This is a genomic window from Streptomyces sp. NPDC005402, assembly GCF_040606575.1.
Taxonomy (GTDB): domain Bacteria; phylum Actinomycetota; class Actinomycetes; order Streptomycetales; family Streptomycetaceae; genus Streptomyces.
In genome coordinates this window covers 327,093-351,553 of sequence record NZ_JBEXFB010000004.1, presented here as the reverse complement: position 1 = coordinate 351,553, position 24,461 = coordinate 327,093, and the positions used below count along the sequence as shown (strand labels likewise).

Here is a 24,461-nt window from a genome sequence, read left to right as displayed (position 1 = left end):
GACCACAAAAGTGGAGTGGGGCGCGGATCGTATGTGATCCGCGCCCCACTTCGATGAAACCCATGGCTACTGGTCGCGGTACATCTCCGCCACCAGGAACGCCAGGTCGAGCGACTGGCTGCGGTTGAGCCGCGGGTCGCAGGCCGTCTCGTAGCGCTGGTGCAGATCGTCGACGAAGATCTCGTCGCCGCCGCCCACGCACTCGGTGACATCGTCACCGGTGAGCTCGACGTGGATGCCGCCCGGGTGCGTGCCCAGGCCCTTGTGGACCTCGAAGAAGCCCTTGACCTCGTCGAGCACGTCGTCGAAGCGGCGGGTCTTGTGACCGGAGGCCGCCTCGTAGGTGTTGCCGTGCATCGGGTCGGTGATCCAGGCGACGGTCGCGCCGGAGGCGGAGACCTTCTCCACCAGCTCGGGCAGCTTGTCGCGGACCTTGTCGGCGCCCATGCGCACGATGAAGGTCAGCCGGCCGGGCTCGCGGTCGGGGTCCAGACGCTCGATGTACTGCAGCGCCTCCTCGGCCGTGGTCGTCGGACCGAGCTTGATGCCGATCGGGTTGCGGATCTGCGAGGCGAACTCGATGTGCGCGCCGTCCAGCTGCCGGGTGCGCTCACCGATCCACACCATGTGCGCGGAGACGTCGTACAGCTGCCCCGAGCGCGAGTCCACGCGGGTGAGCGCCGACTCGTAGTCCAGCAGCAGCGCCTCGTGCGAGGAGTAGAACTCGACGGTCTTGAACTCCTCCGGGTCGGTCCCGCAGGCCCGCATGAAGTTCAGCGCCTGGTCGATCTCCCGGGCCAGCTGCTCGTAGCGCTGGCCGGAGGGGGACGACTTCACGAAGTCCTGGTTCCAGGCGTGCACCTGGCGCAGGTCGGCGTAGCCGCCGGTGGTGAAGGCGCGCACCAGGTTGAGCGTGGAGGCGGACGCGTTGTACATCCGCTTCAGGCGCTCGGGGTCCGGGATGCGGGCCTTCTCGTTGAACTCGAAGCCGTTGACGGAGTCGCCCCGGTACGTCGGCAGCGTCACGCCGTCACGGGTCTCGGTGCCCTTGGAGCGCGGCTTGGAGTACTGGCCGGCGATCCGGCCGACCTTCACGACCGGCACCGAGGCCGCGTACGTCAGCACGGCACCCATCTGGAGCAGGGTCTTGAGCTTGTTGCGGATGTGGTCCGCGGACACGGCGTCGAAGGCCTCGGCGCAGTCGCCGCCCTGGAGGAGGAACGCCTCTCCCTTGGCGACGGCCGCCATCCGGGCGCGCAGCTGGTCGCACTCGCCCGCGAAGACGAGCGGCGGATACGACTCGAGGTCCGCGATCACTGCGCGCAGAGCCTCGGTGTCGGGGTACTCGGGCTGCTGCGCCGCGGGCAGGTCTCGCCAGGTGTTGCCAGCGCTGGCGCTGGTCTTAGCGTTCACGGTCACGCCCTCCACATTACGGGGTCGTGTCGAGTCGTTTTCGCACGGCTCGACAGGTGAGACACGGCCCCGCTCAGGTGCGCATGGGGTAAGGTGCGGCGCATGTTCGCGCTTTCGACCCAGAACTGGTGGTGGACCGCTCATCCGGCGGCCCACTGACTGCGCGTACGCAAGACTTCGCGAAGGCCGCCCGAGGGGCGGCCTTCGGCGTGTCCGGGGCCGTTCCTCACCGACATCGAGTCATCGACAGCTGAGGAATTATGGACCTGACCCAGCTCCTGCACGACGACCGCCCTTTCGCCCTGCTGCGCCGCCGCACCCCGGGCCACGACGAGAACACGATCGAACTGCTCGTCGGCCCGGTCGGCACCTGCGACCGACTCGCCGACCTCCCCGACGAGGGCCTCGCGCTCGTCCCCTTCCGCCAGATCCGTGAGCGCGGTTTCGACGTACGGGACGACGGCACGCCGCTCACGGTGCTGACGCCCGAGGAGACCCACGCGCTGTCCCTGCGGGAGGCACTCGATCAACTGCCCGCTCATGACGTCCGGGTCGACAACGGCGGCTTCGACGTCCCCGACGAGGAGTACGCCGGGATCGTCGGGCGTGTCCTGCACGAGGAGATCGGGCGCGGTGAGGGCGCCAACTTCGTGATCCGGCGGACGTACGAGGGAGAGATCCCGGGATTCTCCCGCGCGGACGCCCTCGCGCTGTTCCGGCGGCTCCTGGTGGGCGAGCGGGGCGCGTACTGGACCTTCGTGGTCCACACCGGCGAGCGCACCCTGGTGGGCGCGAGCCCCGAGGTGCATGTGCGGATGTCCGGCGGGACCGTCGTCATGAACCCGATCAGCGGGACCTACCGCTACCCCGCCGAGGGCCCCACCCCCGAGCACCTGCTCGACTTCCTGGCCGACGGCAAGGAGATCGAGGAGCTGTCGATGGTCGTCGACGAGGAGCTCAAGATGATGTGCACCGTCGGTGACATGGGCGGGGTCGTCATCGGGCCCCGGCTCAAGGAGATGGCGCACCTCGCGCACACCGAGTACGAACTGCGCGGCAAGTCCTCGCTGGACGTGCGGGAGGTCCTCAAGGAGACGATGTTCGCGGCGACCGTCACCGGCTCTCCGGTGCAGAACGCCTGCCGGGTCATCGAGCGGCACGAGGTCGGGGGCCGCGGCTACTACGCGGGCGCGTTGGCGCTGCTCGGCCGGGACTCCGGCGGGGCGCAGACCCTGGACTCCCCCATCCTCATCCGCACGGCGGACATCTCCACCGAGGGACACCTGAGGGTCCCGGTCGGTGCGACCCTCGTGCGCGGCTCGGACCCGGCGAGCGAGGTCGCGGAGACCCACGCGAAGGCGGCGGGGGTGCTGGCGGCTCTCGGCGTACGACCGTCCCGGCCGCGTGCGGAGCACGCGCGCGTGAGTCTCGCCGACGACCCACGCGTGCGTGCCGCGCTCGACGGGCGCCGCACGAACCTCGCCCCCTTCTGGCTGCGGATGCAGGAGCGGGCCGAGCAACTCACCGGACACGCCCTGGTGGTCGACGGCGAGGACACCTTCACGGCGATGCTCGCGCACGTGCTGCGGTCGAGCGGCCTGGAGGTGACCGTACGGCGTTATGACGAGCCCGGTCTCCAGGACGCGGTGCTCGCGCACGAGGGGCTCGTCGTGCTCGGCCCCGGTCCCGGCGACCCGTCCGACCTGCACGATCCCAAGATGCGGTTCCTGCGGGAGCTGACCGCGCTGGTGATTCGGGAGCACCGGCACGGCGTGCTCGGCGTCTGCCTCGGGCAGGAGCTGATCGCGGCCGAGCTGGGCCTTGAGATCGTACGGAAGGAAGTGCCCTACCAGGGGGCGCAGACGACGGTCGACCTGTTCGGGCGGCCGGAGACGGTCGGCTTCTACAACAGCTTCGTGGCGCGCTGCGACGACGACGCCGCCCGGGAGCTGGCCGCGCACGGCGTCGAGGTGAGCCGGAGCGGCACGCACGAGGTGCATGCCTTGCGCGGGCCGGGCTTCGCCGGGGTGCAGTTCCACCCGGAGTCGGTCCTGACGCTGAACGGCGCCGCCGTCGTGCGGGAGCTGGTGGCTCAGCTGCGGGGTACCAGTACGTTCCCGGAGCGGCGGCCCGCCGTGTAGTCGAGGACGTTCCGCACCGTGGCGTCGATGATCTGGCCGACGGCGTCCTCGGTGTAGTAGGCCTGGTGGGAGGTGACCAGGACGTTCGGGAAGGTGACCAGGCGGGCCAGGGTGTCGTCCTCGATGGCCTCCAGGGACCGGTCGACGTAGAACAGGCCCGCCTCCGCCTCGTACACGTCGAGGCCGACGCCCGAGAAGCGGCCCTCGCGCAGTTCGTCGACGAGGGCCGCGGTGTCGATGAGGCCGCCCCGGCTGGAGTTGACCAGGATCGCGTCGTCCCTCATGGCCTTCAGGGCGTCGGCGTCCAGGAGGTGGGTGGTCTCCGGCATCAGCGGGACGTGCAGGGTGATCAGGTCGGACTCGGCGAGCAGCTGCTCCTTGGGGACGTACTTCATGCCGAGTTCCAGACAGACGGGGTTCTCGGCGACGTCCCAGCCGAGCAGCCGCATGCCGAAGCCGTGGGCGATCCGGGTGAAGGCCTCGCCGATCTTGCCGGTGCCGAGGACGCCTGCGGTGCGGCCGTGCATGTCGCGGCCCATCAGTCCGTCGAGGCGGAAGTCGAAGTCACGCGTGCGCGTGGAGGCGCGCACGACACGGCGGTTGACCGCCATGGCGAGGGTCCAGGCGAACTCGGCGACCGAGTACGGCGAGTAGTACGAGACCCGGGCGACCGTCATGCCGAGGCGCTCGGCCGCCTGGAGGTCGATGTTGTTGAAGCCGGTGGAGCGCTGGGCGATCATCCGCGTGCCGCCCGCCGCGAGGACCTCCAGGACGCGGGCGCCGAGTTCGGCGTTGACGCTGGTGGAGACGGCCTCGTAGCCGGACGCGATGGGGGCGGTGTCCTCGTTGAGGAAGACGTCCAGGCAGCGGACCTCGTGGTGCCCGGCGAAGGCGCTCTCGATCAGGGGCTTCTCGTCGGCCTGCACACCGAAGGCAAGGATCTCCAGGACGTCTCCCCTTTGGTCGGCCATGGGCCGAATATACGACCCACGGCCGACTCCCGCCGGGTCAGCCGAAGAACACCCCGACCTCGTCGTACAGCTCCGGATCGACCGTCTTCAGCTTCGCCGTCGCCTCCGCGATCGGCACCCGCACGATGTCGGTGCCGCGCAGGGCGACCATCTTGCCGAAGTCGCCGTCGCGGACGGCGTCGATGGCGTGCAGGCCGAAGCGGGTGGCGAGCCAGCGGTCGAAGGCGCTGGGGGTGCCGCCCCGCTGGATGTGCCCGAGGACGGTCGTGCGGGCCTCCTTGCCGGTGCGCTTCTCGATCTGCTTGGCCAGCCACTCGCCGACCCCGGACAGCCGCACGTGTCCGAAGGAGTCGAGCGACTCGTCCTTGAGGACCATGTCACCGTCCTTGGGCATGGCGCCCTCGGCGACGACCACGATCGGGGCGTACGACGCCCTGAAGCGGGAGGTGATCCAGGCGCACACCTGGTCGACGTCGAAGCGCTGCTCGGGGATGAGGATGACGTTGGCGCCGCCCGCGAGGCCGGAGTGCAGGGCGATCCAGCCGGCGTGACGGCCCATCACCTCGCAGACCAGGACGCGCATGTGGGACTCGGCGGTGGTGTGCAGGCGGTCGATGGCCTCCGTGGCGATGCCGACCGCGGTGTCGAAGCCGAAGGTGTAGTCGGTGGCGGAGAGGTCGTTGTCGATGGTCTTCGGTACGCCGACACAGGGCACACCGTGCTGGTCGGACAGTTGCGCGGCGACGCCGAGCGTGTCCTCGCCGCCGATCGCTATGAGCGCCTCGACCTCTCGCGCGGCCAGGTTCTCCTGGATCCGGCGGATGCCGTCCTGCTGCTTCAGCGGATTGGTGCGCGAGGAGCCGAGGATGGTGCCGCCGCGGGGCAGGATGCCGCGGACGGCCGGGATGTCGAGACGTACGGTGCGGTCCTCCAGTGGACCCCGCCAGCCGTCCCGGAAGCCGGTGAAGTCATAGCCGTACTCCTGTACGCCCTTGCGGACTATGGCCCGGATGACGGCGTTGAGGCCGGGGCAGTCGCCGCCTCCGGTCAGTACTCCGACGCGCATGGAAAGGTCCCTTCGCCGCAGGTGCCTGACGAAGGGTCAGTGTGACGCGCGTCTCACTCGTCGTCGAGGCCGCGTTCGATGGCGTAGCGGACGAGCTCGACCCGGTTGTGGAGTTGCAGCTTGCCGAGGGTGTTCTGGACGTGGTTCTGGACCGTGCGGTGGGAGATGACCAGACGCTCGGCGATCTGCTTGTAGCTCAGGCCCTTGGCGACCAGCCGCAGCACCTCGGTCTCGCGCTCGGTGAGCTGCGGGGCCTTCGGCCGGTCGGGGTCGGTGGTGGGCGCGGGATCGGAGGCGAGGCGGCGGTACTCACCGAGGACCAGCCCCGCGAGGCCGGGCGTGAAGACCGGGTCGCCGACGGCCGTACGGCGGACCGCGTCCAGGAGTTCCTCCGTCGACGCCGACTTCAGCAGATAGCCGGTCGCACCCGACTTCACGGCCTCCAGCACGTCGGCGTGCTCACCGCTCGCCGACAGCACGAGCACGCGCAGGGCCGGGTTGTGGCCGACGAGTTCCTTGCAGACCTGGACGCCGGGCTTCACCGGCAGGTTCAGGTCGAGCACCAGCACATCGGGCCCGGCGGCCTTGGCCCGGCGTACCGCCTGGTCGCCGTCGCTCGCGGTGGCGACCACGTCGAAGCCGGACTCGGCCAGGTCCCGGGCGACCGCGTCGCGCCACATGGGGTGGTCGTCGACCACCATCACCTTGATCGGACCCTTGTCGCTCATCGCTGTCCTGCCTTCCCCCGTGAGACCTTCGGTACCTTCAGCTCGACCTCCGTGCCCTGCCCGGGAGGCGAGATCAGCTCGGCGCTGCCGCCGAGATCGCGCAGCCGGCCCCGGATCGACTGGGCCACTCCCAGCCGCCCCTCCCCCTCGGCCTGCGCGAGCCGGCCCTCGGGGATGCCGGGCCCGTCGTCCCGCACGGTCACGATCACCTCGTCGGGTTCGTCCTCGACGAGGATCCACGCACGCGCGTGCTCACCAGCGTGCCGGTGCACGTTGTCCAGGGCGGCTCCCACGGCCGCGGCCAGCTCCCGGGCGGCGGGCGGGGGCAGCGGGACGGCGGCGCCGGGCTCGACGAGGGAGACCTTCGCCGAGGCGTACGGGGCGAGCAGCGCGCGCAGGTCGAGCGCCCCGTCGACCGACTCGTCGTCCGGCTCGTCGTCGACGACGTGGACGACCGCCCCCTGGGCCGCGTCCGCCGACACCCGGGAGACGGACGTCAGCCCGCCGGAGACCAGGGTGCGCAGCGCCACCTCCTGCTCGCCGGCCATCCGGCCCAGCTCGGCCGCCTCGCCGCCCATGACGGCTCCCCGGCGCTGCACCATGGCGAGCACCTGGAGGACGCTGTCGTGGATGTCCCGGGCCAGGCGCTCGCGCTCCCGGGTCGCCGCCTCGATCTCCAGGGCGCGGGCGAGGGTGCGCTCGGAGGCGCGGGCGACCTCGACGACGTAGCCGATGGCGATGGAGGCGACCCAGACGAGGATCACGTTGTGGACGGTGTCGCGGGCCGGGTGGCCGCGCTCGAACAGGTTGGCCGCGGCGACCGGTGTGGAGGCGAGCGCGGCCCAGCGCCAGCCGCCCTTGATGGCGAAGGCGAGGACGGAACCGGCGGTCCATATCGACGGCAGGGTGGAGCCGCCGCTGTCGATGTGGTGGTCGTTGACGACCAGCGGGGTCAGCACGATCCCGCTGACCGCGATCGCGAGGTCCACGGCGAGGAAACGCTTGGTGCACGCGGCCGCGTTCTGGACGCGGGGCAGGGTGGCGAGCGTCCACACGCACAGGACGACGTAGTAGGCGATGGCGATGCCGGGCCGGTCGAACTCGTCGTAGGCGGTGGCGAAGAGGCCGACCGCGTACAGCATGGTGAGCACCCGGTACCCGGTCAGCGCACGCCACAGCGGCTGCTCGACCGACATGCGCATGACGCGTACCTGCTTGGCCATCTCCCCCACCCCCGGCCCCGACTTCCGTGTCCCAGGATCCTAGGACGCCGGCGGCTGGGGCTTGTCCTCGGCCTTCGTGACAGCCGCCTTGGCCGCCTTCTCCGCCTTGGCGGCCTTCTCGGCCTTGGCCGCTTCCGAGATCTGCCGCTTGGCGGCGGTCGCGTAGATGTCGACGTACTCCTGGCCGGAGAGCTTCATGATCTCGTACATGACCTCGTCGGTGACCGCGCGCAGCACGAAACGGTCGTGTTCCATGCCCTGGTAGCGGCTGAAGTCCAGCGGCTCGCCGATGCGGATGCCCGGTCGCATCAGCTTGGGCATGACCTTGCCGGGCGGCTGGATCTTCTCGGTGTCGATCATGGCGACCGGGATGACCGGGGCGCCGCTGGCGAGCGCCACGCGCGCGAGGCCGCCGGGCTTGCCGCGGTACAGGCGGCCGTCGGGCGAGCGCGTGCCCTCGGGATAGATGCCGAACAGCTCACCGCGCTCCAGGACGTCGAGGCCGCTCTTGATGGCCGCCTCCCCCGCGCCGCGCGCCCCGGAGCGGTCCACCGGGAGCTGGCCGACGCCCTTGAAGAAGGCGGCCGTGAGGCGGCCCTTCACCCCCGGCGTGGTGAAGTACTCGGCCTTCGCGATGAAGGTGACCTTGCGGTCGAGCACCGCGGGCAGGAAGAAGGAGTCGGAGAACGAGAGGTGGTTGCTCGCCAGGATGGCGGGGCCCTCGGCGGGAATGTTCTCGAGGCCTTCCACCCAGGGCCTGAAGGCGACCTTCAGCGGCCCTCCGATGGCGACCTTCATCGTGCCGTACAACAACCGAGTGCCTCCTGTGTCCGTCGAACAGACCTTAACCCGGAGCCCTGTCAAACAGTCCGACGGCCCTGGTCGGTGTCAGTGCGGTCGCGTACGGTGAACCTCACCTGGACTTGCTCACGCTTCTTTCATGAACAGGAGACCTAGGTGCCGGTCCTCCCCGGAGCCGAGCCGTTCCGCCATGAGGGCGGGGAGGCCGGTGTCCTTCTCTGCCACGGCTTCACCGGTTCCCCCCAGTCGCTGCGGCCCTGGGCCCAGTACCTCGCCGAGCACGGCCTGACGGTCTCCCTGCCGCTGCTGCCCGGGCACGGCACCCGCTGGCAGGACATGGCCCTCACCGGCTGGCAGGACTGGTACGCCGAGGTGGACCGCGAGCTGCGCACCCTGAGCGAGCGCTGCACCTCGGTGTTCGTGGCGGGGCTGTCGATGGGCGGCACCCTGGCCCTGCGGCTGGCCGCCAAGCACGGGGACGCGGTGAGCGGCGTCGTGGTCGTCAACCCGGCGAACCGCATGCACGGTCTCGCGCCGTACGCCCTCCCGGTGGCCCGCCACTTCGTCCGTACGGCGCCCGGGATCGCCAGCGACATCAAGAAGGAGGGCAGCGTCGAGCTGGGGTACGACAAGGTGCCGCTGCACGCGGCGCACTCCCTGCGGACCTTCTTCCGGCAGGTCGACGGCGAGCTGCCGCAGGTCACCCAGCCACTGCTGGTGCTGCGCAGCACCCAGGACCACGTGGTGCCGGCGGCCGACTCCGCGCGCGTGCTGAGCCGGGTGTCGTCGACGGACGTGACGGAGATCGTGCTGGAACAGAGCTACCACGTGGCGACGTTGGACCATGACGCGGAGCGGATTTTCGACGAGAGCCTCGCGTTCATCGGCCGGCACACCACCGGCATCGGCAGTGAAGGGACGGCCGCCCGTGGCTGAGCACGACTCCGACCGCGAGGACCGCGAGCCGGACGAGCAGGGCGTCCCGTTCGACGAGGAGGCCGCGTGGGCGGCCATCGTCGCCGGGTACGGCGAGGAGCCGGCGGACCCGCCGGGCACGAAGCCCTTCAAGTCGGTCGAGGATCTCGCGCTCCTGGAGACCGAGACGAACGACGAGCCGACGGTGACGGCGGAGAAGACGGAGCCCAAGCAGAAGGACGAGAAGCCGGCGAAGCCGCTGGGCGGTTCCGTCTCCTTCGCGCCCGGCGTCGGACCGCGTGACTACAGCGCGCCGGAGCCCTCCGAGGACGACTTCGAGGAGGACGACGAGGGGCACTTCGTGCCGCCGGAGCCGCCGCCGCTGCCCGCCGCCGACACCACCGCCAAGTTCGCCTGGCTGGGGGTGCTCGGCGGGCCGATGCTGCTGCTGGTCGCGGTGCTGCTCGGCTGGGAGATGACGTGGTGGCTGGCCACGGTCGGTATCGGTGGGTTCCTGGGCGGCTTCGTCACGCTGGTGACGCGGATGCGGGCGGACGACGAGGACGACGAGGGGCCCGGCCGCGGGGCCGTGGTCTAGTGCGGCTCAGGTCGCGGGGATGTTGAGGGTGGCCAGGACCGGAAGGTGGTCGGTGGCCGCCCTCAGGTCTTGCTCCGTGATTCCGGCCAGGTCCGTGGGGACTCCGCAGCCGACCACCTCGATGCCCTTCGTGGCGAAGATCGCGTCGATGCGCCGGTGGGGTTCGGTGCGGGTCCAGGTGAGTTCGCCGCCGGTGGGGCTGGTCGCCCAGCAGTCCTGAAGGCTGTCCGCGATGCGGGTGAAGGCGGGGCCGGCAGGGTGTTCGTTGAGGTCGCCGCCCGCGACGGCGTGGTCCACGCCCATTCCGGCCAGGCGGTCGAGGAGCATGCCCGCCTGATCGTGGCGCTCGTCCTTCTGCAACGACAGGTGACAGCTCAGGACGCCGAGCCGGGCGCCGCCGAGTCGTACGACGGCGGTGGCGAAGCCCCTTCGGTGCTGGCCGGGGGTGAGGGGCAGCAGGACGTCCTCGGTGCGTTCGACCGTGGCGCGGAGGTTGCAGAGGATCGCGGGGCCCGCCGCGGTGCCGCCGCCGGTGAGGACGACCAGTCCTGCGGCGGACGCCAGCCTGGCCAGCTTCTTGCGCCAGCGGAAGAAGCGGGGGGCTTCCTGGATCAGGACGAGATCTGGTTCGCAGGCCCTGATGACTCGGGCCAGCGCGTCTGTGTCGTCCCGCATCGAGCGGATGTTGTAGCTCAGGACTTTGACCGGAACCATGTGGATCAATCTACGCCCCGTGGGGGGCGCGAGGACCGACTGCGACAGCCCCGCGCCCCTGAGCGGGCGAAGTCACCCTTACATGATCGGGTCCGGCTCTCTCGCCAGGTCCGCCGCGCCCACCAGGCCCGCCTTGTTGCCCAGTTGGGCCGCGATGACGTCGGCGACCGGGCGCCAGTTGCCGCCCACCAGCCAGCGCTTGTAGGACTTGCGGATCGGGTCCAGGACCAGTTCGCCCTCGTCCGAGAGACCGCCGCCGACGATGAAGGCGGAGGGGTCGAAGAGGGAGGCGAGGTCGGCGAGGCCCGCACCGGCCCAGCGAGCGAGCTCACGGTAGGAGTCCACCGCGACCGGGTCGCCCTGGCGGGCGGCCATGGAGATGTGCTTGCCCTCGATGCCGTCGGGGCTGCCGTCGCCGAGACCGAGGAGGATCTCGGCGTTCTCCGGGGTGGCGTTGGCGCGCTGCTTGGCGTACCTCACGAGGGCACGGCCGGAGGCGTACTGCTCCCAGCAGCCCTGCGAGCCGCAGCCGCACAGGAGCCCGTCCGGGACCATGCGGATGTGGCCGAACTCGGCCGCCACGCCGAAGTGGCCGCGACGCAGCTTGTTGCCGATGATGATGCCGCCGCCGAGGCCGGTGCCCAGGGTGATGCAGATGACGTTGCGGTGGCCCTTGCCCGCGCCGAACTTGTACTCGCCCCACGCGGCCGCGTTGGCGTCGTTCTCCACGACGACCGGAAGGCCGACACGGGTCTCGACCTTCTCCTTCAGCGGCTCGTTGCGCCAGTGGATGTTGGGGGCGAAGTAGACCTCCGAACGCTGGCGGTTGACGTATCCGGCCGCACCGATGCCCACGCCCACGATGTCGTGCCCGGCGCGCGCGCCCTCCACCGCCGAGGCGATCGCGTCCACGATGGCTTCGGCCGTGCCCGGGGTCGGCACCTTGTGGGTCGAGAGGATGTTGCCTTCCTCATCGACCACGCCGGCCGCGATCTTCGTGCCGCCGATGTCGACGCCGATGGTGAGTCCCATGAATCCCTCAGTTTCGGTCGAGCCCCGCTACGGCCAACCGTACCCGAGGCCCTGCCGTCAGGGGGTTTCAGTCCAGATCGATGCGCTCGGGGCCGGGGTCCTCGCCCTTGTCGCGCAGGGTGTCGTCGCGCCGGCTCCAGCGCTGTTCCTGCGCCTGGACCGCGGAGCGGTACGCGGCGAGGAGTTCGCCACCGGCGGCGGCGAGATGGTCGAAGACGTCCGGGTTGCGCTCGATGACCGGCTCGACCGCGGCCTTGGCCTGCTGGACGACCTGCTTGACCACCTGCTGGGCGGCGGGTCCGGCGATGCCCCCGAGGAGCGGGGACTGGAGGCCGGACAGCTTCTCGGCGACGTTGTCGACGAGCTTGCGCAGCTCCTCGGCGGCCGAGCCCGGCGGCGGGCCGTACTGGGTGCGGCGGCGGGCCTTCTCCGCCGCGAGATCCTCCGCGACCGCCGTCGCCCACGCGTCGGCGTCGGTCGCCCGTACCTCGTCCACGGCGTCCGCGGGCTCGCGGTCTGCGGCGTCGGACGGGGGGAGCTCTTCGCTCATGACGGACTCCTGACTACGGTTCGTCTCTCCGACGTTACCCGAATGGGCGTACGCGGTTCACGGGGTGCGCGGCCACAGATCCGGGTCCGGCGCGAACCGGATCCGCAGTTCGCCCTCGCGCAGGGCGGCGCCGGCGACGGTGCAGCGACGCAGCGCGGAGGGCAGCGGGACGATCCGGCGGAACTGCCCCGCGCTGACGACGAGTTCGTCGCCGCGCCGGATCAGGTCCAGTTCGTCGCGGACGGCGCCGGGCAGCGGGAGGTGCCACACCAGCACGCCGTCCTCGGCGAGGTGATCGACCACGGGCCACTCGACGGTGGAGGTCGTGTCGTTGACCCCGGGGACGGTCAGCGCGGCGAGGTCGTCACTGCCGCGCGGGTCGTGGCCGAGATGCGGGAGGGCCCGGACGTCGTACGACTCCTGCCACTCCTCCAGGGCCTTGCGCTGCTGGGCGACGAGTCCCGCGGGCCAGTCCTCCGGTACGACGCGGTTGGCGACCAGGGCATCGGGGCGCAGGCCCCGCAGGGCGAGGGCGAGGCTCGCGGCCCGTACGGCGTCGGTGCCGGCCGGGCCGGGTTCGGCGACGAGTCGTACCACGGCCTGCCGGTCGGCGAGGACGGCCTGGACCGCGCCGAGTTCCGTGTCCCAGCGGGCTGCGGTCTCGTACAGCCACTCCGAGGGCATGGGGATGCCGGCGAGCCGTCCGAGGACGGGGCGCAGGCCGGCGGCCGCCTGGCGCTCGGCGGGCAGGAGCCGGCGCAGGTAACGGCGCAGCTCATCGGGCAGGGAGAGGAGGGCGAGGGCCTGCGGGGTGGGCGGCAGATCCACGACGAGCAGCTCGTGCCGCTCGGAGAGGGCGGCGTCGCGCAGGGCCCTCAGAAGGGTGAGTTCCTCGGCGCCGGGGAGGGGGGTGACCTCCTCGGGGTCCAGGCGGGAGGCGCCGAGCAGGTCGAGCACGTTGGAGGCACGGTCCTGGAAGCCGGCGAGGTCGTCCCGGAAACCGGCGGTGGCGTCGGGGCGCCAGGCGGTGAGGGTGGGGATGACCTGGGTGGGGGCGGGGCCGGTGGGTACGCCGAGGATCGTGCCGAGGGTGTCGGTACGGTCGGCGCTCAGCACCAGGGTGCGGGTTCCCTCGCGGGCGGCGGCGAGCGCGGTGGCGGCGGCGACGGTCGTACGGCCGCTGCCGCCAGGGCCCGTGATCAGGATGGTGCGCATAGGGGTGAACGGTAACGGACGCCGCGGTTCGGTCCCGATCCCCGTGCCCCTGAGTGGGTGCAGTCGAAGCACGCCCGGCTGTACCCACCTAGGGGCGCGGGGAACTGCGCGACCAGCCCCCACGGACCCGCACCCGAAGAGCGCCCTACTGCCCCGACTCGACCCGCTTCTTCAACCCCGCCAGCGCCCGGTCGATGATGACCTTCTCCGCCTTGCGCTTGATCATGCCCAGCATCGGGATCTTGACGTCGACCGTCAGAAGATACGTGACCTCCGTCGACCCCGCACCCGCCGGCTTCAGCACATACGAACCGTCCAGCTGCCGCAGCATCTGGGACTTGACGAGCGTCCAGGAGACCTCGTTCTCGCCGGTCCAGGTGTAGCCGAGGACCTGGTCGTCCTTGATGGCGCCCGCGTCCATGACCAGCCGGACCTGCTCGGCGCGGCCGGACGGGTCCGTCGAGAGCACCTCCGCCTGCTTCACCTCACCCGTCCAGTCCGGGTAGCGGGCGAAGTCGGCGATCACGGCCATGACGTCGGCCGGCGCAGCTTCGATCGTGATGCTCGAACTGGTGTGTTCCGCCATCGCCGTGGCTCCTCCAGATATGGTCCGGTGAGGAAGGGTGGTACGCACGTCTGTGCAGCGTGAAGGCTACCGCGCGGACGCCCTCACCATTCCAGCGCCCACGGCTTCCCGGTCCCCGCGAAGTGCCCGACGTTCACGCACTCGGTCGTCCCGATCCGCATCCGCCGGGCCAGGGGCTGGTGGACGTGGCCGAACAGCGAGTACCGGGGCCGGGTGCGGCGGATCGCGGCCAGCAGCGCCCGGCTTCCCCGCTCGAACCGCCGCGCCACCGTGTCGTAGACCAGCTCCGGCACCTCCGGCGGGATGTGTGTGCACAGCACGTCGACCTCGCCGACCGCCTCGATCTTCGCGGCGTACTCCTCGTCGCTGATCTCGTACGGCGTGCGCATGGGGGTTCTGAGACCGCCGCCGACGAAGCCGAACGTCCAGCCGCCGATCTCGACCCGCTCGCCGTCGAGCACGGTCGTCCCGGGTCCGGCGTACTCCGGCCACAGAGACGGCATGTCGACATTGCCGTAGGTCGCGTACGTCGGTGTCGGGAAGGCGGCGAACATCTCGGCGTACTGCTTGCGCACGGCCTTCTCGATCACCGGACCCCGGTCGGTGCCGATCCCGCCCCACAGCCGGGCCCCGAGTTCCCGCGCCTCCTCGAAGCGGCGGGCGGTGCGCAGTTCGACGATGCGGTCCGCGTTCTCCACGCCGAACAGGTCGGGGAAGATGCCGCGCGAGTGGTCGGCGTAGTCGAGGAACAGCACCAGGTCGCCCAGACAGATCAGGGCGTCGGCACCCTCGCCGGCTCTGGCCAGGTCACGGGCGTTGCCGTGCACATCGCTGACCACGTGTACGCGTGTCTTCCGGTATCCGGCCGGTGTGGGTGCCATGACGATCAAGAGTAAGGCTGTGCGGCATACGTGAACAGTGCCGCCCGGGCTTGCGGTTACTGGCCAGTCAGTAAGCAGGTGGACTACTGTGCCGAAGAACCCCAATCCGTGTGACGCAGCGAACATCTCGCCGGGACCCCCTGTCGAAGAAGCCATACCGGCGGGTAACGTCCGGGCAGTCCAGTCGTGCTCAGCATTCAATTACTGAATCCCTGAGCACCTGCCCGAGCCTTGGACCGACCGTCGCATCACACAACGTCGTGGCGCCGGCGCCCTATGAGGAGCAGCAGTCTTGCGCGAGTTCAGCCTTCCGGCTTTGTACGAGGTCCCTGCGGACGGCAATCTCACCGACATCGTCCGGAGAAACGCCGCGCAACATCCCGACGTCGCCGTCATCGCCCGCAAGGTGGGCGGTCAGTGGCAGGACGTGACGGCCACGGCCTTCCTGGTCGAGGTGCACGCCGCCGCCAAGGGGCTCATCGCCTCCGGCGTCCAGCCGGGCGACCGGGTCGGTCTGATGTCCCGTACCCGCTACGAGTGGACGCTGCTCGACTTCGCGATCTGGAGCGCGGGCGCGGTCACCGTGCCGGTGTACGAGACCAGTTCGCCGGAGCAGATCCAGTGGATCCTCTCCGACTCGGGCGCGACCGCCTGTGTCGTGGAGCTCGACGGTCACAACGCGGCCGTCGAGTCGGTGCGGGAGCAGCTGCCCGCGCTCAAGCACGTCTGGCAGATCGAGGGCGGCGGGGTCGAGGAGCTGGGCCGCGCGGGCAAGGACATCAGCGACGCGGCCGTCGAGGAGCGCAGCTCGCTGGCGAAGGCCGACGACCCGGCGACCATCGTGTACACGAGTGGCACCACCGGCCGCCCCAAGGGCTGTGTGCTCACCCACCGCAGCTTCTTCGCGGAGTGCGGCAACATCGTGGAGCGGCTGCGCCCGCTGTTCCGCACCGGCGAGTGCTCGGTCCTGCTCTTCCTGCCGCTCGCGCACGTCTTCGGCCGGCTGGTGCAGATCGCGCCGATGATGGCGCCGATCAAGCTGGGCATGGTCCCGGACATCAAGCAGCTCACCGACGAACTGGCGTCCTTCCGGCCGACGCTGATCCTCGGCGTCCCGCGCGTCTTCGAGAAGGTCTACAACTCGGCGCGCGCCAAGGCGCAGGCGGACGGCAAGGGCAAGATCTTCGACAAGGCCGCCGACACCGCGATCGCCTACAGCAAGGCGCTGGACACCCCGTCGGGCCCGTCACTGGGCCTGAAGATCAAGTACAAGACCTTCGACAAGCTGGTCTACAGCAAGCTGCGGGCCGTGCTGGGCGGTCGTGGCGAGTACGCCATCTCCGGCGGCGCCCCGCTCGGCGAGCGCCTGGGTCACTTCTTCCGCGGTATCGGCTTCACGGTCCTGGAGGGCTACGGCCTGACCGAGTCGTGTGCCGCGACCGCGTTCAACCCCTGGGACCGCACGAAGATCGGCACGGTCGGGCAGCCGCTGCCGGGCTCGGTGATCCGGATCGCGGACGACGGCGAGGTGCTGCTGCACGGCGAGCACCTGTTCAAGGGCTACTGGAACAACGAGGCCGCGACCGCCGAGGCGCTCACCGACGGCTGGTTCCACACCGGTGACATCGGCACCCTCGACGAGGACGGCTACCTGAGGATCACCGGCCGCAAGAAGGAGATCATCGTCACCGCGGGCGGCAAGAACGTCGCCCCGGCCGTGATCGAGGACCGTATCCGGGCGCACGCGCTGGTCGCGGAGTGCATGGTGGTGGGCGACGGACGGCCGTTCGTGGGCGCGCTGGTCACCATCGACGAGGAGTTCCTGGGCCGTTGGGCCGAGGAGCACGGCAAGCCGGCGGGTTCCACCGCGGCGTCGCTGGCCGGGGACGCGGACCTGAACGCGGCGATCCAGGCCGCGATCGACGACGGCAACGCCGCGGTGTCGAAGGCGGAATCGGTGCGGAAGTTCCGCATTCTGTCCTCCCAGTTCACGGAGGAGACGGGCCACCTCACGCCGTCACTGAAGCTGAAGCGCAATGTGGTGGCGAAGGACTACGCGGCCGAGATCGAGGCGATCTACGCGAAGTAGTACGCCTCCTGACGGAACGTCATGGCGCGGTGTCCTCGACGAGGACCCGCGCCATTGTCCGTTCGGCGAGCGCGGTGATGGTGACGAACGGGTTCACCCCGATGTTGCCGGGGATCAGCGAGCCGTCGGTGACGTACAGCTTCGAATAGCCCTTCACCCGGCCGTAGTTGTCGGTGGACTTGCCCAGCACGCAGCCACCGAGCGGGTGGTAGGTGAAGTCGTCGGCGAAGACCCTGCTGGGAGAGCCGAAGAGGTCGTACCGGTAGATGGTCGAGTTGGCGGAGTTGATCCGGTCGAAGAGCTTCTTGGCCATGCCGGAGGAGACCGAGCTCTGCGCGGCGTTCCAGTCGAGCCCCAACCCCCCGCTGCCGTAGGAGAACTTGGCGCGCTGGGGGTTCTTGGTGATCGCCAGATACAGGCTGACCCAGTGCTCCAGTCCCGTGGGTAAAGGCGCGATCTCGGCGAAGACGGGGTTGTCCGTGTTGGCCCAGTCGTCGATGCCCATGACCGGCATGGTCGACTGGTTGGCGCCGACGGTGTCCCACAGGTGGTTGGCCCGGCCGAGCATCACGTTGCCGTTGGGGCCCCAGCCCGCCCCGACGCTCGCGTCCAGCGCCGGGAGGGTGCCCGACTGCCGTGACCGGAGCAGGAGTTCACTCGTGCCGAGGCTGCCGCCGCCGAGGAACAGATAGGTGCAGCCGTACTGCTTGGTCTCGACGACCGCGCCGGTGTAGTCGATGCGGTCGGCGGTCAGCACCCAGGTGCCGTCGCTCGCCCGGCTGATCCCGGTGACCTTCTCCATGGTGTGGATGGTGACGTTGCCGGTGCCGAGCGCGGAGGCGAGGTAGGACTTGTCGAGGCTCTTCTTGCCGTGGTTGTTGCCGTAGATGACCTCCTGTCCGAGGGCGGACTTGGTGGCGGTGCCGGCGGCCTCGCGCTGCATGTAGCCGAAGTCGTAGACGCTGGGCACGAAGGTGGTCTTCAGGCCGGTGTTGGTGGCGTGCTTCCGGGAGACCCGGGTGAACTGGTACCACTCGGTCGACTCGAACCAGGCCGGGTCGATCGTGTTGACGCCGAGCATGGCGCGGGCGCGCGGGAAGTACGTGCTGTACATCTCCGCGGTGTCGACGGTCGGGAACTGCTCGGCGAACCAGGACTGGAGCGGGGTGACCGCCATCGAGCCGTTGACCAGGGAGCCGCCGCCGACCCCGCGGCCCACGAAGACGGACATGTTGTTGAAGTGCACCCGGTCCAGGACGCCGGGGTAGGGGCTGACGTCCTTGTTGACGACGTCCAGCCACAGGAAGGTGGCCAGCGGGGCCTCGGTGCGGGTGCGGAACCACATGGAGCGCTGGTCGGGGCTGGCGGTGTTGCAGAAGACCTTGCCGTCGGCGCCGGCGGTGTTCCAGAGCCGGCCCATCTCGAGGACGAGGGTGCGGATGCCGGCCTGGCCGAGACGGAGGGCGGCGACGGAGGCCCCGTAGCCGGAGCCGACGACGATGGCGGGCGCGGACTCGACCGCGTCGGGCTCGTCCGCGTGGGCCGACTGGAGGCCGACGCGGGTGAAGCCGAGAGTGGCCGCCGTCTGGAGGGCGGCCATACCAAGGATCTGACGTCTAGTCAGCTGACGCTGCATCAGTTTTACTGTCATGCGCGCAGCATCGGCGGATTATCGGCCTCCGGCTAGAGCAACGTCTTCAACTTCTCGGCCAACAAATCCCAGCGCCACTTCTCCTCGACCCACTCCCGTCCCCGCTCCCCCATGCGCCTCCGCAGTTCCGCGTCGCCGAGGAGGACGGTGATCCGCTCGGCGGCCTCCTCGGGGGAGCCGCCCCGCACCACCCACCCGGTCTCGCCGTCGAGGACGGCGTCGGGGGCGCCCCCGGAGTCACCCGCGACCACCGGGAGTCCGGTCGCCGAGGCCTCCAGATACACGATCCCGAGCCCCTCGACGTCGAGCCCGCCCCGGCGGGTCCGGCACGGCATGGCGAAGACGTCCCCGGCGCCGTAGTGCGCGGGCAGCTCGGCCCAGGGCACGGCGCCGGTGAAGCGGACGGAGCCGGCCACCCCGGTCTCGTGGGCAAGCTTGCGCAGCCCCTTCTCATAGGGCCCGCCGCCGACGATCAGCAGCACGGCGTCGGGCTCCTTCCGGAGAATCCGCAGCAGGGCGAGGATCAGCGTGTCCTGCCCCTTGCGCGGCACGAGCCGGGACACGCACACGACCACCGGCCGGTCGCTCAGCCCCAGCCGCGCCCGCACGGCGTCGCCGCCCGAGCCGGGATGGAAGGTCTTCTCGTCGACCCCCGGCGGCAGCTGCACCATCCGCCCGGCCGCCTGAGGCGTCAGCGCGCCGGCGATCCTCGACCGCGTGTACTCGCCGAGGTAGGTGATCGTGTCGGTCGACTCCCCGATCCGCCCCAACAGCCGGCGCGCGGCGGGCAGTTGGGCCCATCCGGCCTCGTGCCCGTGGGTCGTGGCCACCAGCCGCTGCGCACCGGCCTTCCTGAGTGCCGGCGCCATCAGTCCGAGCGGCGCGGCCGCCCCGAACCACACCGACGTACAGCCGTGCTCGCGCAGCAGCCCGACGGCCTTGCGGGTGGCCCCCGGCGTCGGCAGCAGCATGGTCGTGGGGTCCCGTACGACGGTGAAGGGCTGCTCGGCGTCGAAGGCGGCGGTCGCCTCGACGCCCTCACGGCCGCGCTTCCAGGTGGAGGCGAGGACGACGAGGCGCTCGGGGTCGAGCCGCAGCGCCATGTTGTGCAGGAAGGCCTGGATGCCCCCCGGGCGGGGCGGGAAGTCGTTCGTCACGATCAGGGTCTTGTGCATCGCGGCCGACCCTACCGAACCGGCTGCTCACAGCCGGGCGCGGCCATGTTTATGGCACCCTCACAGGAGAGCGGGACATCATGTTCCCCTCAAGACCGAATGAGAACGGCAGGGGATCACGTGGAGACGAAGGCCGGGCGGCGGTCCCTGACCGGACTGCTGCTGACCTGGGGCGTGACCAGGCTGCTGCTCCTGCTGTGGGTCTACAAGGTGTACGTCTTCCCCGGCCCGGACGTCACCAGTGACGTGTCGGTCATCTACCAGGGCTGGTACGACGTCCTGCGCACCGGAACGTTCCCTCAGGACGACGTGACCTGGCAGTACCCGCCGGCCGCGGCCCTCGCGATCCTCTCTCCCGCGCTGCTGCCCTTCCTGGAGTACACGCAGGCCTTCTTCCTCATGGCCTTCGCGGCGGACCTGGTCGTCCTCCTCCTGCTGCTGTACGCGGGCCTGCGGGACGGGCGGCGGCTGCGGGGGGCCTGGGTGTGGGTGGCGGGCGTACCTCTGCTCGGCCCGACCGTCTACTCCCGCTACGACGTGATGGTGACCGCGGTGGCGGTCGCCGCGGTGCTCGCGGCCGCCCGGCATCCGAAGGTGGCGGGGGCGCTTGTGGGCTTCGGGGCGATGCTGAAGGTGTGGCCGGCGCTGATCCTGGTCGGGATCCGCAGGCGCAGCGTGTGGGCCTCGGCGGCGGTGACGGCCGCCGTGGTGGCCGCCCTGTTCTCGGTGTCGATGCCCGGGGCCTTCGCCTTCCTGACCTTCCAGCGGGAGCGGGGCACCGAGGTGGAGTCACTGGGCTCGCTGGTCTTCCACATCGCCCGCCACCACGGCTGGGACGGCTCGGTCCTGCTCAACTACGGCTCGGTCGAGTTCCTCGGCCCCTGGGTGACCGCCGTCAGCACCGCCGCGCTCGTGCTGACCGGCATGGCCTTCGGACTGCTGCTGCTGTGGCGGCTGACGGCCACCCGGTTCGAGGCGCACACGGCGGCCGACGCGGCGCTGGTCGCGGTGCTGATGTTCACCACCACCAGCCGGGTGATCAGCCCGCAGTACATGGTGTGGCTGGTCGGTCTCGCGGCGGCCTGTCTGTGCTTTCGCGCGAGCCGGATGGGCGTGCCGGCCGTCATGGTGCTGGTGGCGTGCTTCGTGACGGTCCTGGAGTTCCCGATCTGGTTCTCGGACGTCGTGGGCAGCACCCCGCTCGGCATCACCCTCCTGTTCGTGCGCAACGGCCTGCTGGTCCTCGCCACGGTCATCGGGATGCGCGAGCTGTGGCGCGCGACGGTCCCGAACCAGCCCCCGCCGGCCCCGGTCCCGGATCAACCCACCGCCCCGGCCCGCGAACCCTCGGCCTCCTCCTGAGCCCTGGCGGCCATCCGGCCTGACCACAGGGATCCGGACCACGGACCCCGCGGGCAGCCACCCGCTGCACGCCCCACCGACCCTTACCCCGCCTCACCCCGGGCACCCACCAGCAGCCCGACCGCCCCGGAGTCCCCGGTCCGGTCCGCGCACGCCGCGGGCAGCACCCTGCCCCACGTCACACAGGCCCCCAACCCCCGCCCCGGCTCAGGCCACCACCCCGGCCCGAGACACCTCCGCCTCCTCCCGACCCCGGGCACCCACCCGCCGGAACAGGAGCAGCACGGCCCCGCACTGCAACGCCATCGCCAGTGCGAGGGCCAGACACACGCCGGGCAGGCCGAGGCCCGTGCAGCCGTACGCCAGGGCCAGCTGGACCGCCGTGCCGAGCAGCGTCACCTTCAGCAGCGCCGGCGCTCCCCCACTGCCCTCGAAGACCCCGCCGAGCGCGATGAAGCAGGCCGTCAGCAGTACGTAGGGCCCGACACAGCGCAGGAACAGCACGCCCTCGTGGGCGACTTCGGGTCCGGCGCCGAAGGCGGCCATGACCCAGGGGGCGGTCACGAGGAGCAGCACGGCAGCCGCGAGCCCCACCGCCCCGGACACCAGCACCGCCTCCCGCCCGACCGCCCGCCGCGCGTCCTGCCCGGCGCCCCGCAGATGCGCGGTGTGGATCGACGCGGCCTGCCGCACGGCGTAGAAGGCCATCGTCGCCACGTACATGACCTTGTAGGCGATGGAGTACGCGGCCACCGCCGTCACCCCGAGCCGCGCCACGATCGCGACGAGGGCCAGGGCGCCGCCCTGGCGGACGGTGAAGTCGGCGGCAATGGGGAGGCCGGTGGTCAGCGTCGCGCGCACAGCGACACCCGCCGGGGCCCCCGCACACGACCGCAGCAGCGCGTTCCGGCGCACGGCGAGCATCCCCGCCCCGAGGGCCACCCCCCGGCACAGGACGGTCGAGGCGGCGGCGCCCTGGACACCGTACGCATGGATCAGGAAGGGGTCGCAGACGAGGATCAGCCCGTTCGCGAGGAGCGCCAGCCGCATCGGTGTGCGGGTGTCACCGGCGCCCTTGAGGATGCCGTCGACAAGCTGCTGGGCGAAGAAGACGGCGATGCCGGGCAGGGAGATCGCGAAGTAGGCGGTGGCCAGGGACACGGCCCGGCCGCCGTCGAGCACCAGCCGGGCGAGCGGCTCGCGCAGCAGGAAGCCACCCACGGCGACCACCGGTGTGACCAGCGCCCACAGCGCCACACCACCGCGTACGGCCGCCCGCACCCCGCCGGGATCCCGTGCTCCCCGGGCGTGCGCCACCAGCACGGTCGTACCGGAACCGAAGACGAGCGCGACACCCAGCAGCACGTTCTCGGTGTTGGTCGCGACGGCCACGGCGGCGACGGCGGGACCGCCGAGCCGGGAGACCCACACCGTGTTGATGATCCCGGCGGCGACGGAGGCCAGGAGGCCGAGGTAGACGGGGCGGGCGAGCGCGACGAGCTGCTTGCGGTGACCAGGCACTGACGAATCCCCCTCGATACGAGCTACCTCGAATAGAGGTAACTCGATAAGAGGTAGCATGACGTCACGACCCCCGCAAGGAGGAATGCAGTGCTGGAGCTGTCGATCCTCGGCTTCCTCGCCGAAGAGCCGCTGCACGGCTACGAGCTCAAGGAGCGCATCAAGGCGCTCACCGGCCATGTCCGCCCGGTCAGTGACGGGGCGCTCTATCCGGCGATCACGCGGCTCGTCAAGGCGGGCATGCTCGACGAGCGCGCGGAGCCGGGGACGAGCGCCGCGCCGCGCCGGACGCTGTCGCTCACGGAAAGGGGCCGCGAGGACCTCCTGGAGCGGCTGCGCAACCCGAAGCAGGCCGAGATCAGCGACCAGGTCCGCTTCAACACCGTCCTCGCGTTCCTGCGCCACCTGCCGGGCCGGCACGAGCAGGCGGCCGTGCTGCGGCGGCGGCTGGAGTTCCTGGAGGCGCCGACGAGCTTCTTCTACGACGGCGGCGAACCGGTGCGCGCGGAGGAGGCGGACGACCTGTTCCGGCAGGGCATGCTGCGGGTGGCGCGGGCGACGGGCCGGGCCGAGCGGGCATGGCTGGCGGAGGCCATCGAGCAGTTGGATCAGTCGAGCTGATCCCGCAGGTACTCCTGCCACTCCGCGGTGAAGCCCTTCAGGTCGGTGTCGAGCACCTTCGCCAGAGCCTCCTCCACCGCCCCCGGCCGCTTCTTGTGCGTGCCCACGGCCCGGTAGAACTCGCGCAACTTCGCCTCACCCCACCGGTCCGCGATCATCCGGCAGGCCATCCAGCCGCCCTCGTAGGACACCGCGAGTTCGGACGCGCCGCCGCCGAAGCCGAAGTCCGCGTCGGACGGCAGGGCCGTCGGCGCCCGGCCCGCGGACACGGCCTCCCCGAGCTCCGGCGCGGCCTCGGCCGGCGTGCGCCCGGTGCCCCGGTAGCCCACCCAGTCCGCGAACCCCTCCGACAGCCACAGCGGTGTCGCGGCGGTGGTGTCGGCGCGGGTGGCGACATGGGTGGTCTCGTGGGTGAGCACGACCTGCCTGCCCAGAGTGCCGAGCATGCCGTACGCGTCGGGGTTGACGATGATCCGGTCCGCGGGCGCCTGCGCCGGGGCGCCGGTCTCACCGGTGGTGACGGCCGCGATCCCGCGGTACGAGGAGGCCGGCGAGCCGAGCAGCCCCGCCATCCCCTCCAGGGACTTCGGCACGAGCACGACGACGTGCCGGGACCACTTGGTGCCCCAGGCGTCCGACACCGCGGGCACGGCGTGGTCGGCCAGGTCCGCGAAGGAGTGCAGCCTCTCGCCGGACTGGCCGACGCCGAGGACGATGCTGTGCCTGCCGCGGACGACGGTCACCTCGCCCTGGTCCCACAGCAGCTGCGAGGCCTTCTTGGCGGGCTTCTCGCGGACGACGTACCACTGGTCGGCCGCGTCCAGGGAGAGGTCCAGGGTGCGGGCGACGGTGACGGGGGCCTGGTCGTAGCCCTGGACCTGGTAGCGGAGTTCGGTGTCGGCGGTGGCCGTGGCGCCGGTGCGGTGCACCGCCGTGACCCGGTAGGACCAGGAGGCGAGCGGCACCGCGCTGACGTTCTCGAACCAGCTCGCGGTGCCCGTCCCGGCCACCGCCGCCTTGTCGCGGTCGAGGACGGCCGCCGCCCGCCGGTCCAGGACGTGCTGTACGTCGGCCTCGGCGGTGTCGGTGGCCGTCGGCCTGCCGCCGCAGGCCACCAGGGAGGTGAGCAGCAGGCACAGCACCACGACACCGTGTCCCGACGCCCGCCTTCGACCAGCCATGCTTCCCGATCGTACGGGTACCGGAGC

Annotated in this window: 23 protein-coding genes; 7 read left to right on the top strand and 16 right to left on the bottom strand. The window is 70.9% G+C overall.

Annotated elements, in window-relative coordinates; genetic code table 11:
- Positions 1–66: 66 nt before the first annotated feature.
- Positions 67–1,419 carry a class II 3-deoxy-7-phosphoheptulonate synthase gene (locus ABZT02_RS10070; RefSeq protein WP_356016080.1) on the bottom strand — a complete coding sequence of 451 codons (1,353 nt, stop codon included), beginning with the start codon at positions 1,417–1,419 and terminating at the stop codon, positions 67–69.
- 96 nt (positions 1,420–1,515) lie between these two features.
- Here ABZT02_RS10070 and ABZT02_RS10065 point away from each other — a divergent pair, with 96 nt between their 5' ends.
- A complete protein-coding gene (locus ABZT02_RS10065; RefSeq protein WP_078912442.1) occupies positions 1,516–1,572 on the top strand; it encodes a trp operon leader peptide in 57 nt (18 codons plus the stop codon).
- A 101-nt stretch (positions 1,573–1,673) separates the two neighbouring features.
- Positions 1,674–3,554 carry an anthranilate synthase family protein gene (locus ABZT02_RS10060; RefSeq protein ID WP_356016077.1) on the top strand — a complete coding sequence of 627 codons (1,881 nt, stop codon included), beginning with the start codon at positions 1,674–1,676 and terminating at the stop codon, positions 3,552–3,554.
- On the opposite strand, the gene ABZT02_RS10055 is transcribed toward ABZT02_RS10060, so the two are convergent.
- From ABZT02_RS10055 to ABZT02_RS10035, 5 genes are all read right to left on the bottom strand, one after another.
- The gene (locus ABZT02_RS10055; protein ID WP_356016338.1) at positions 3,506–4,501 is read right to left on the bottom strand and encodes a 2-hydroxyacid dehydrogenase; all 996 of its coding nucleotides are present in this window, start codon (positions 4,499–4,501) and stop codon (positions 3,506–3,508) included. The genes ABZT02_RS10060 and ABZT02_RS10055 overlap by 49 nt on opposite strands.
- A 61-nt stretch (positions 4,502–4,562) precedes the next feature.
- Entirely contained in the window at positions 4,563–5,591 is a 1,029-nt protein-coding gene (locus ABZT02_RS10050) for a 6-phosphofructokinase (RefSeq protein ID WP_356016076.1), read from the bottom strand.
- Between the two features lie 53 nt (positions 5,592–5,644).
- A complete protein-coding gene (locus ABZT02_RS10045; RefSeq protein ID WP_356016074.1) occupies positions 5,645–6,319 on the bottom strand; it encodes a response regulator transcription factor in 675 nt (224 codons plus the stop codon).
- The gene (locus tag ABZT02_RS10040; protein ID WP_356016071.1) at positions 6,316–7,542 is read right to left on the bottom strand and encodes a DUF5931 domain-containing protein; all 1,227 of its coding nucleotides are present in this window, start codon (positions 7,540–7,542) and stop codon (positions 6,316–6,318) included. The genes ABZT02_RS10045 and ABZT02_RS10040 overlap by 4 nt, the downstream gene beginning before the upstream one ends.
- A gap of 39 nt (positions 7,543–7,581) precedes the next feature.
- Entirely contained in the window at positions 7,582–8,352 is a 771-nt protein-coding gene (locus tag ABZT02_RS10035; protein ID WP_356016336.1) for a lysophospholipid acyltransferase family protein, read from the bottom strand.
- Between the two features lie 147 nt (positions 8,353–8,499).
- Between ABZT02_RS10035 and ABZT02_RS10030 the strand changes: the two genes are divergently transcribed.
- Together ABZT02_RS10030 and ABZT02_RS10025 are read left to right on the top strand one after the other, a co-directional pair.
- The gene (locus ABZT02_RS10030) at positions 8,500–9,279 is read left to right on the top strand and encodes an alpha/beta fold hydrolase (RefSeq protein WP_356016070.1); all 780 of its coding nucleotides are present in this window, start codon (positions 8,500–8,502) and stop codon (positions 9,277–9,279) included.
- On the top strand, positions 9,272–9,856 hold the full coding sequence (locus ABZT02_RS10025) for a hypothetical protein (RefSeq protein ID WP_356016069.1): 585 nt from the start codon (positions 9,272–9,274) through the stop codon (positions 9,854–9,856). Before ABZT02_RS10030 ends, ABZT02_RS10025 begins: the two co-directional genes overlap by 8 nt.
- A 6-nt stretch (positions 9,857–9,862) precedes the next feature.
- On the opposite strand, the gene ABZT02_RS10020 is transcribed toward ABZT02_RS10025, so the two are convergent.
- From ABZT02_RS10020 to ABZT02_RS09995, 6 genes are all read right to left on the bottom strand, one after another.
- Positions 9,863–10,570 (bottom strand): endonuclease/exonuclease/phosphatase family protein, encoded by a 708-nt coding sequence (locus ABZT02_RS10020; protein WP_356016067.1) that lies wholly within the window; start codon positions 10,568–10,570, stop codon positions 9,863–9,865.
- 78 nt (positions 10,571–10,648) lie between these two features.
- Positions 10,649–11,602: an ROK family glucokinase gene (locus ABZT02_RS10015; protein WP_356016064.1), complete on the bottom strand. Its 954-nt coding sequence runs from the start codon at positions 11,600–11,602 to the stop codon at positions 10,649–10,651.
- Between the two features lie 67 nt (positions 11,603–11,669).
- Positions 11,670–12,152: a DUF5304 family protein gene (locus ABZT02_RS10010; protein ID WP_020119859.1), complete on the bottom strand. Its 483-nt coding sequence runs from the start codon at positions 12,150–12,152 to the stop codon at positions 11,670–11,672.
- A gap of 57 nt (positions 12,153–12,209) precedes the next feature.
- Positions 12,210–13,367, bottom strand: coding sequence for an ArsA-related P-loop ATPase (locus ABZT02_RS10005; RefSeq protein WP_356016062.1), 1,158 nt, complete (start codon positions 13,365–13,367; stop codon positions 12,210–12,212).
- A 145-nt stretch (positions 13,368–13,512) separates the two neighbouring features.
- Complete coding sequence (locus ABZT02_RS10000) at positions 13,513–13,953, bottom strand: SRPBCC family protein (RefSeq protein ID WP_356016061.1); 441 nt, start codon at positions 13,951–13,953, stop codon at positions 13,513–13,515.
- Positions 13,954–14,036: 83 nt separating this feature from the next.
- Entirely contained in the window at positions 14,037–14,792 is a 756-nt protein-coding gene (locus ABZT02_RS09995; protein ID WP_356016334.1) for a metallophosphoesterase, read from the bottom strand.
- A 334-nt stretch (positions 14,793–15,126) separates the two neighbouring features.
- Here ABZT02_RS09995 and ABZT02_RS09990 point away from each other — a divergent pair, with 334 nt between their 5' ends.
- Positions 15,127–16,923, top strand: a complete 1,797-nt coding sequence (locus tag ABZT02_RS09990) for an AMP-binding protein (RefSeq protein WP_356016059.1) — start codon at positions 15,127–15,129, stop codon at positions 16,921–16,923.
- Positions 16,924–16,942: 19 nt separating this feature from the next.
- On the opposite strand, the gene ABZT02_RS09985 is transcribed toward ABZT02_RS09990, so the two are convergent.
- Complete coding sequence (locus ABZT02_RS09985) at positions 16,943–18,523, bottom strand: GMC oxidoreductase (protein WP_356016332.1); 1,581 nt, start codon at positions 18,521–18,523, stop codon at positions 16,943–16,945.
- Positions 18,524–18,606: 83 nt separating this feature from the next.
- Positions 18,607–19,749 (bottom strand): glycosyltransferase family 4 protein, encoded by a 1,143-nt coding sequence (locus tag ABZT02_RS09980; RefSeq protein WP_356016057.1) that lies wholly within the window; start codon positions 19,747–19,749, stop codon positions 18,607–18,609.
- Positions 19,750–19,869: 120 nt separating this feature from the next.
- Here ABZT02_RS09980 and ABZT02_RS09975 point away from each other — a divergent pair, with 120 nt between their 5' ends.
- Entirely contained in the window at positions 19,870–21,111 is a 1,242-nt protein-coding gene (locus ABZT02_RS09975; protein WP_356016055.1) for a glycosyltransferase 87 family protein, read from the top strand.
- Positions 21,112–21,318: 207 nt separating this feature from the next.
- On the opposite strand, the gene ABZT02_RS09970 is transcribed toward ABZT02_RS09975, so the two are convergent.
- On the bottom strand, positions 21,319–22,632 hold the full coding sequence (locus ABZT02_RS09970; RefSeq protein WP_356016053.1) for an MATE family efflux transporter: 1,314 nt from the start codon (positions 22,630–22,632) through the stop codon (positions 21,319–21,321).
- A 90-nt stretch (positions 22,633–22,722) separates the two neighbouring features.
- On the opposite strand from ABZT02_RS09970, the gene ABZT02_RS09965 reads away from it, so the two are divergent.
- Positions 22,723–23,253 (top strand): PadR family transcriptional regulator, encoded by a 531-nt coding sequence (locus tag ABZT02_RS09965; protein ID WP_356016052.1) that lies wholly within the window; start codon positions 22,723–22,725, stop codon positions 23,251–23,253.
- Here ABZT02_RS09965 and ABZT02_RS09960 read toward each other — a convergent pair.
- On the bottom strand, positions 23,241–24,434 hold the full coding sequence (locus ABZT02_RS09960; RefSeq protein ID WP_356016051.1) for a hypothetical protein: 1,194 nt from the start codon (positions 24,432–24,434) through the stop codon (positions 23,241–23,243). The two genes, ABZT02_RS09965 and ABZT02_RS09960, sit on opposite strands and share 13 nt — an antisense overlap.
- Positions 24,435–24,461: the final 27 nt, after the last annotated feature.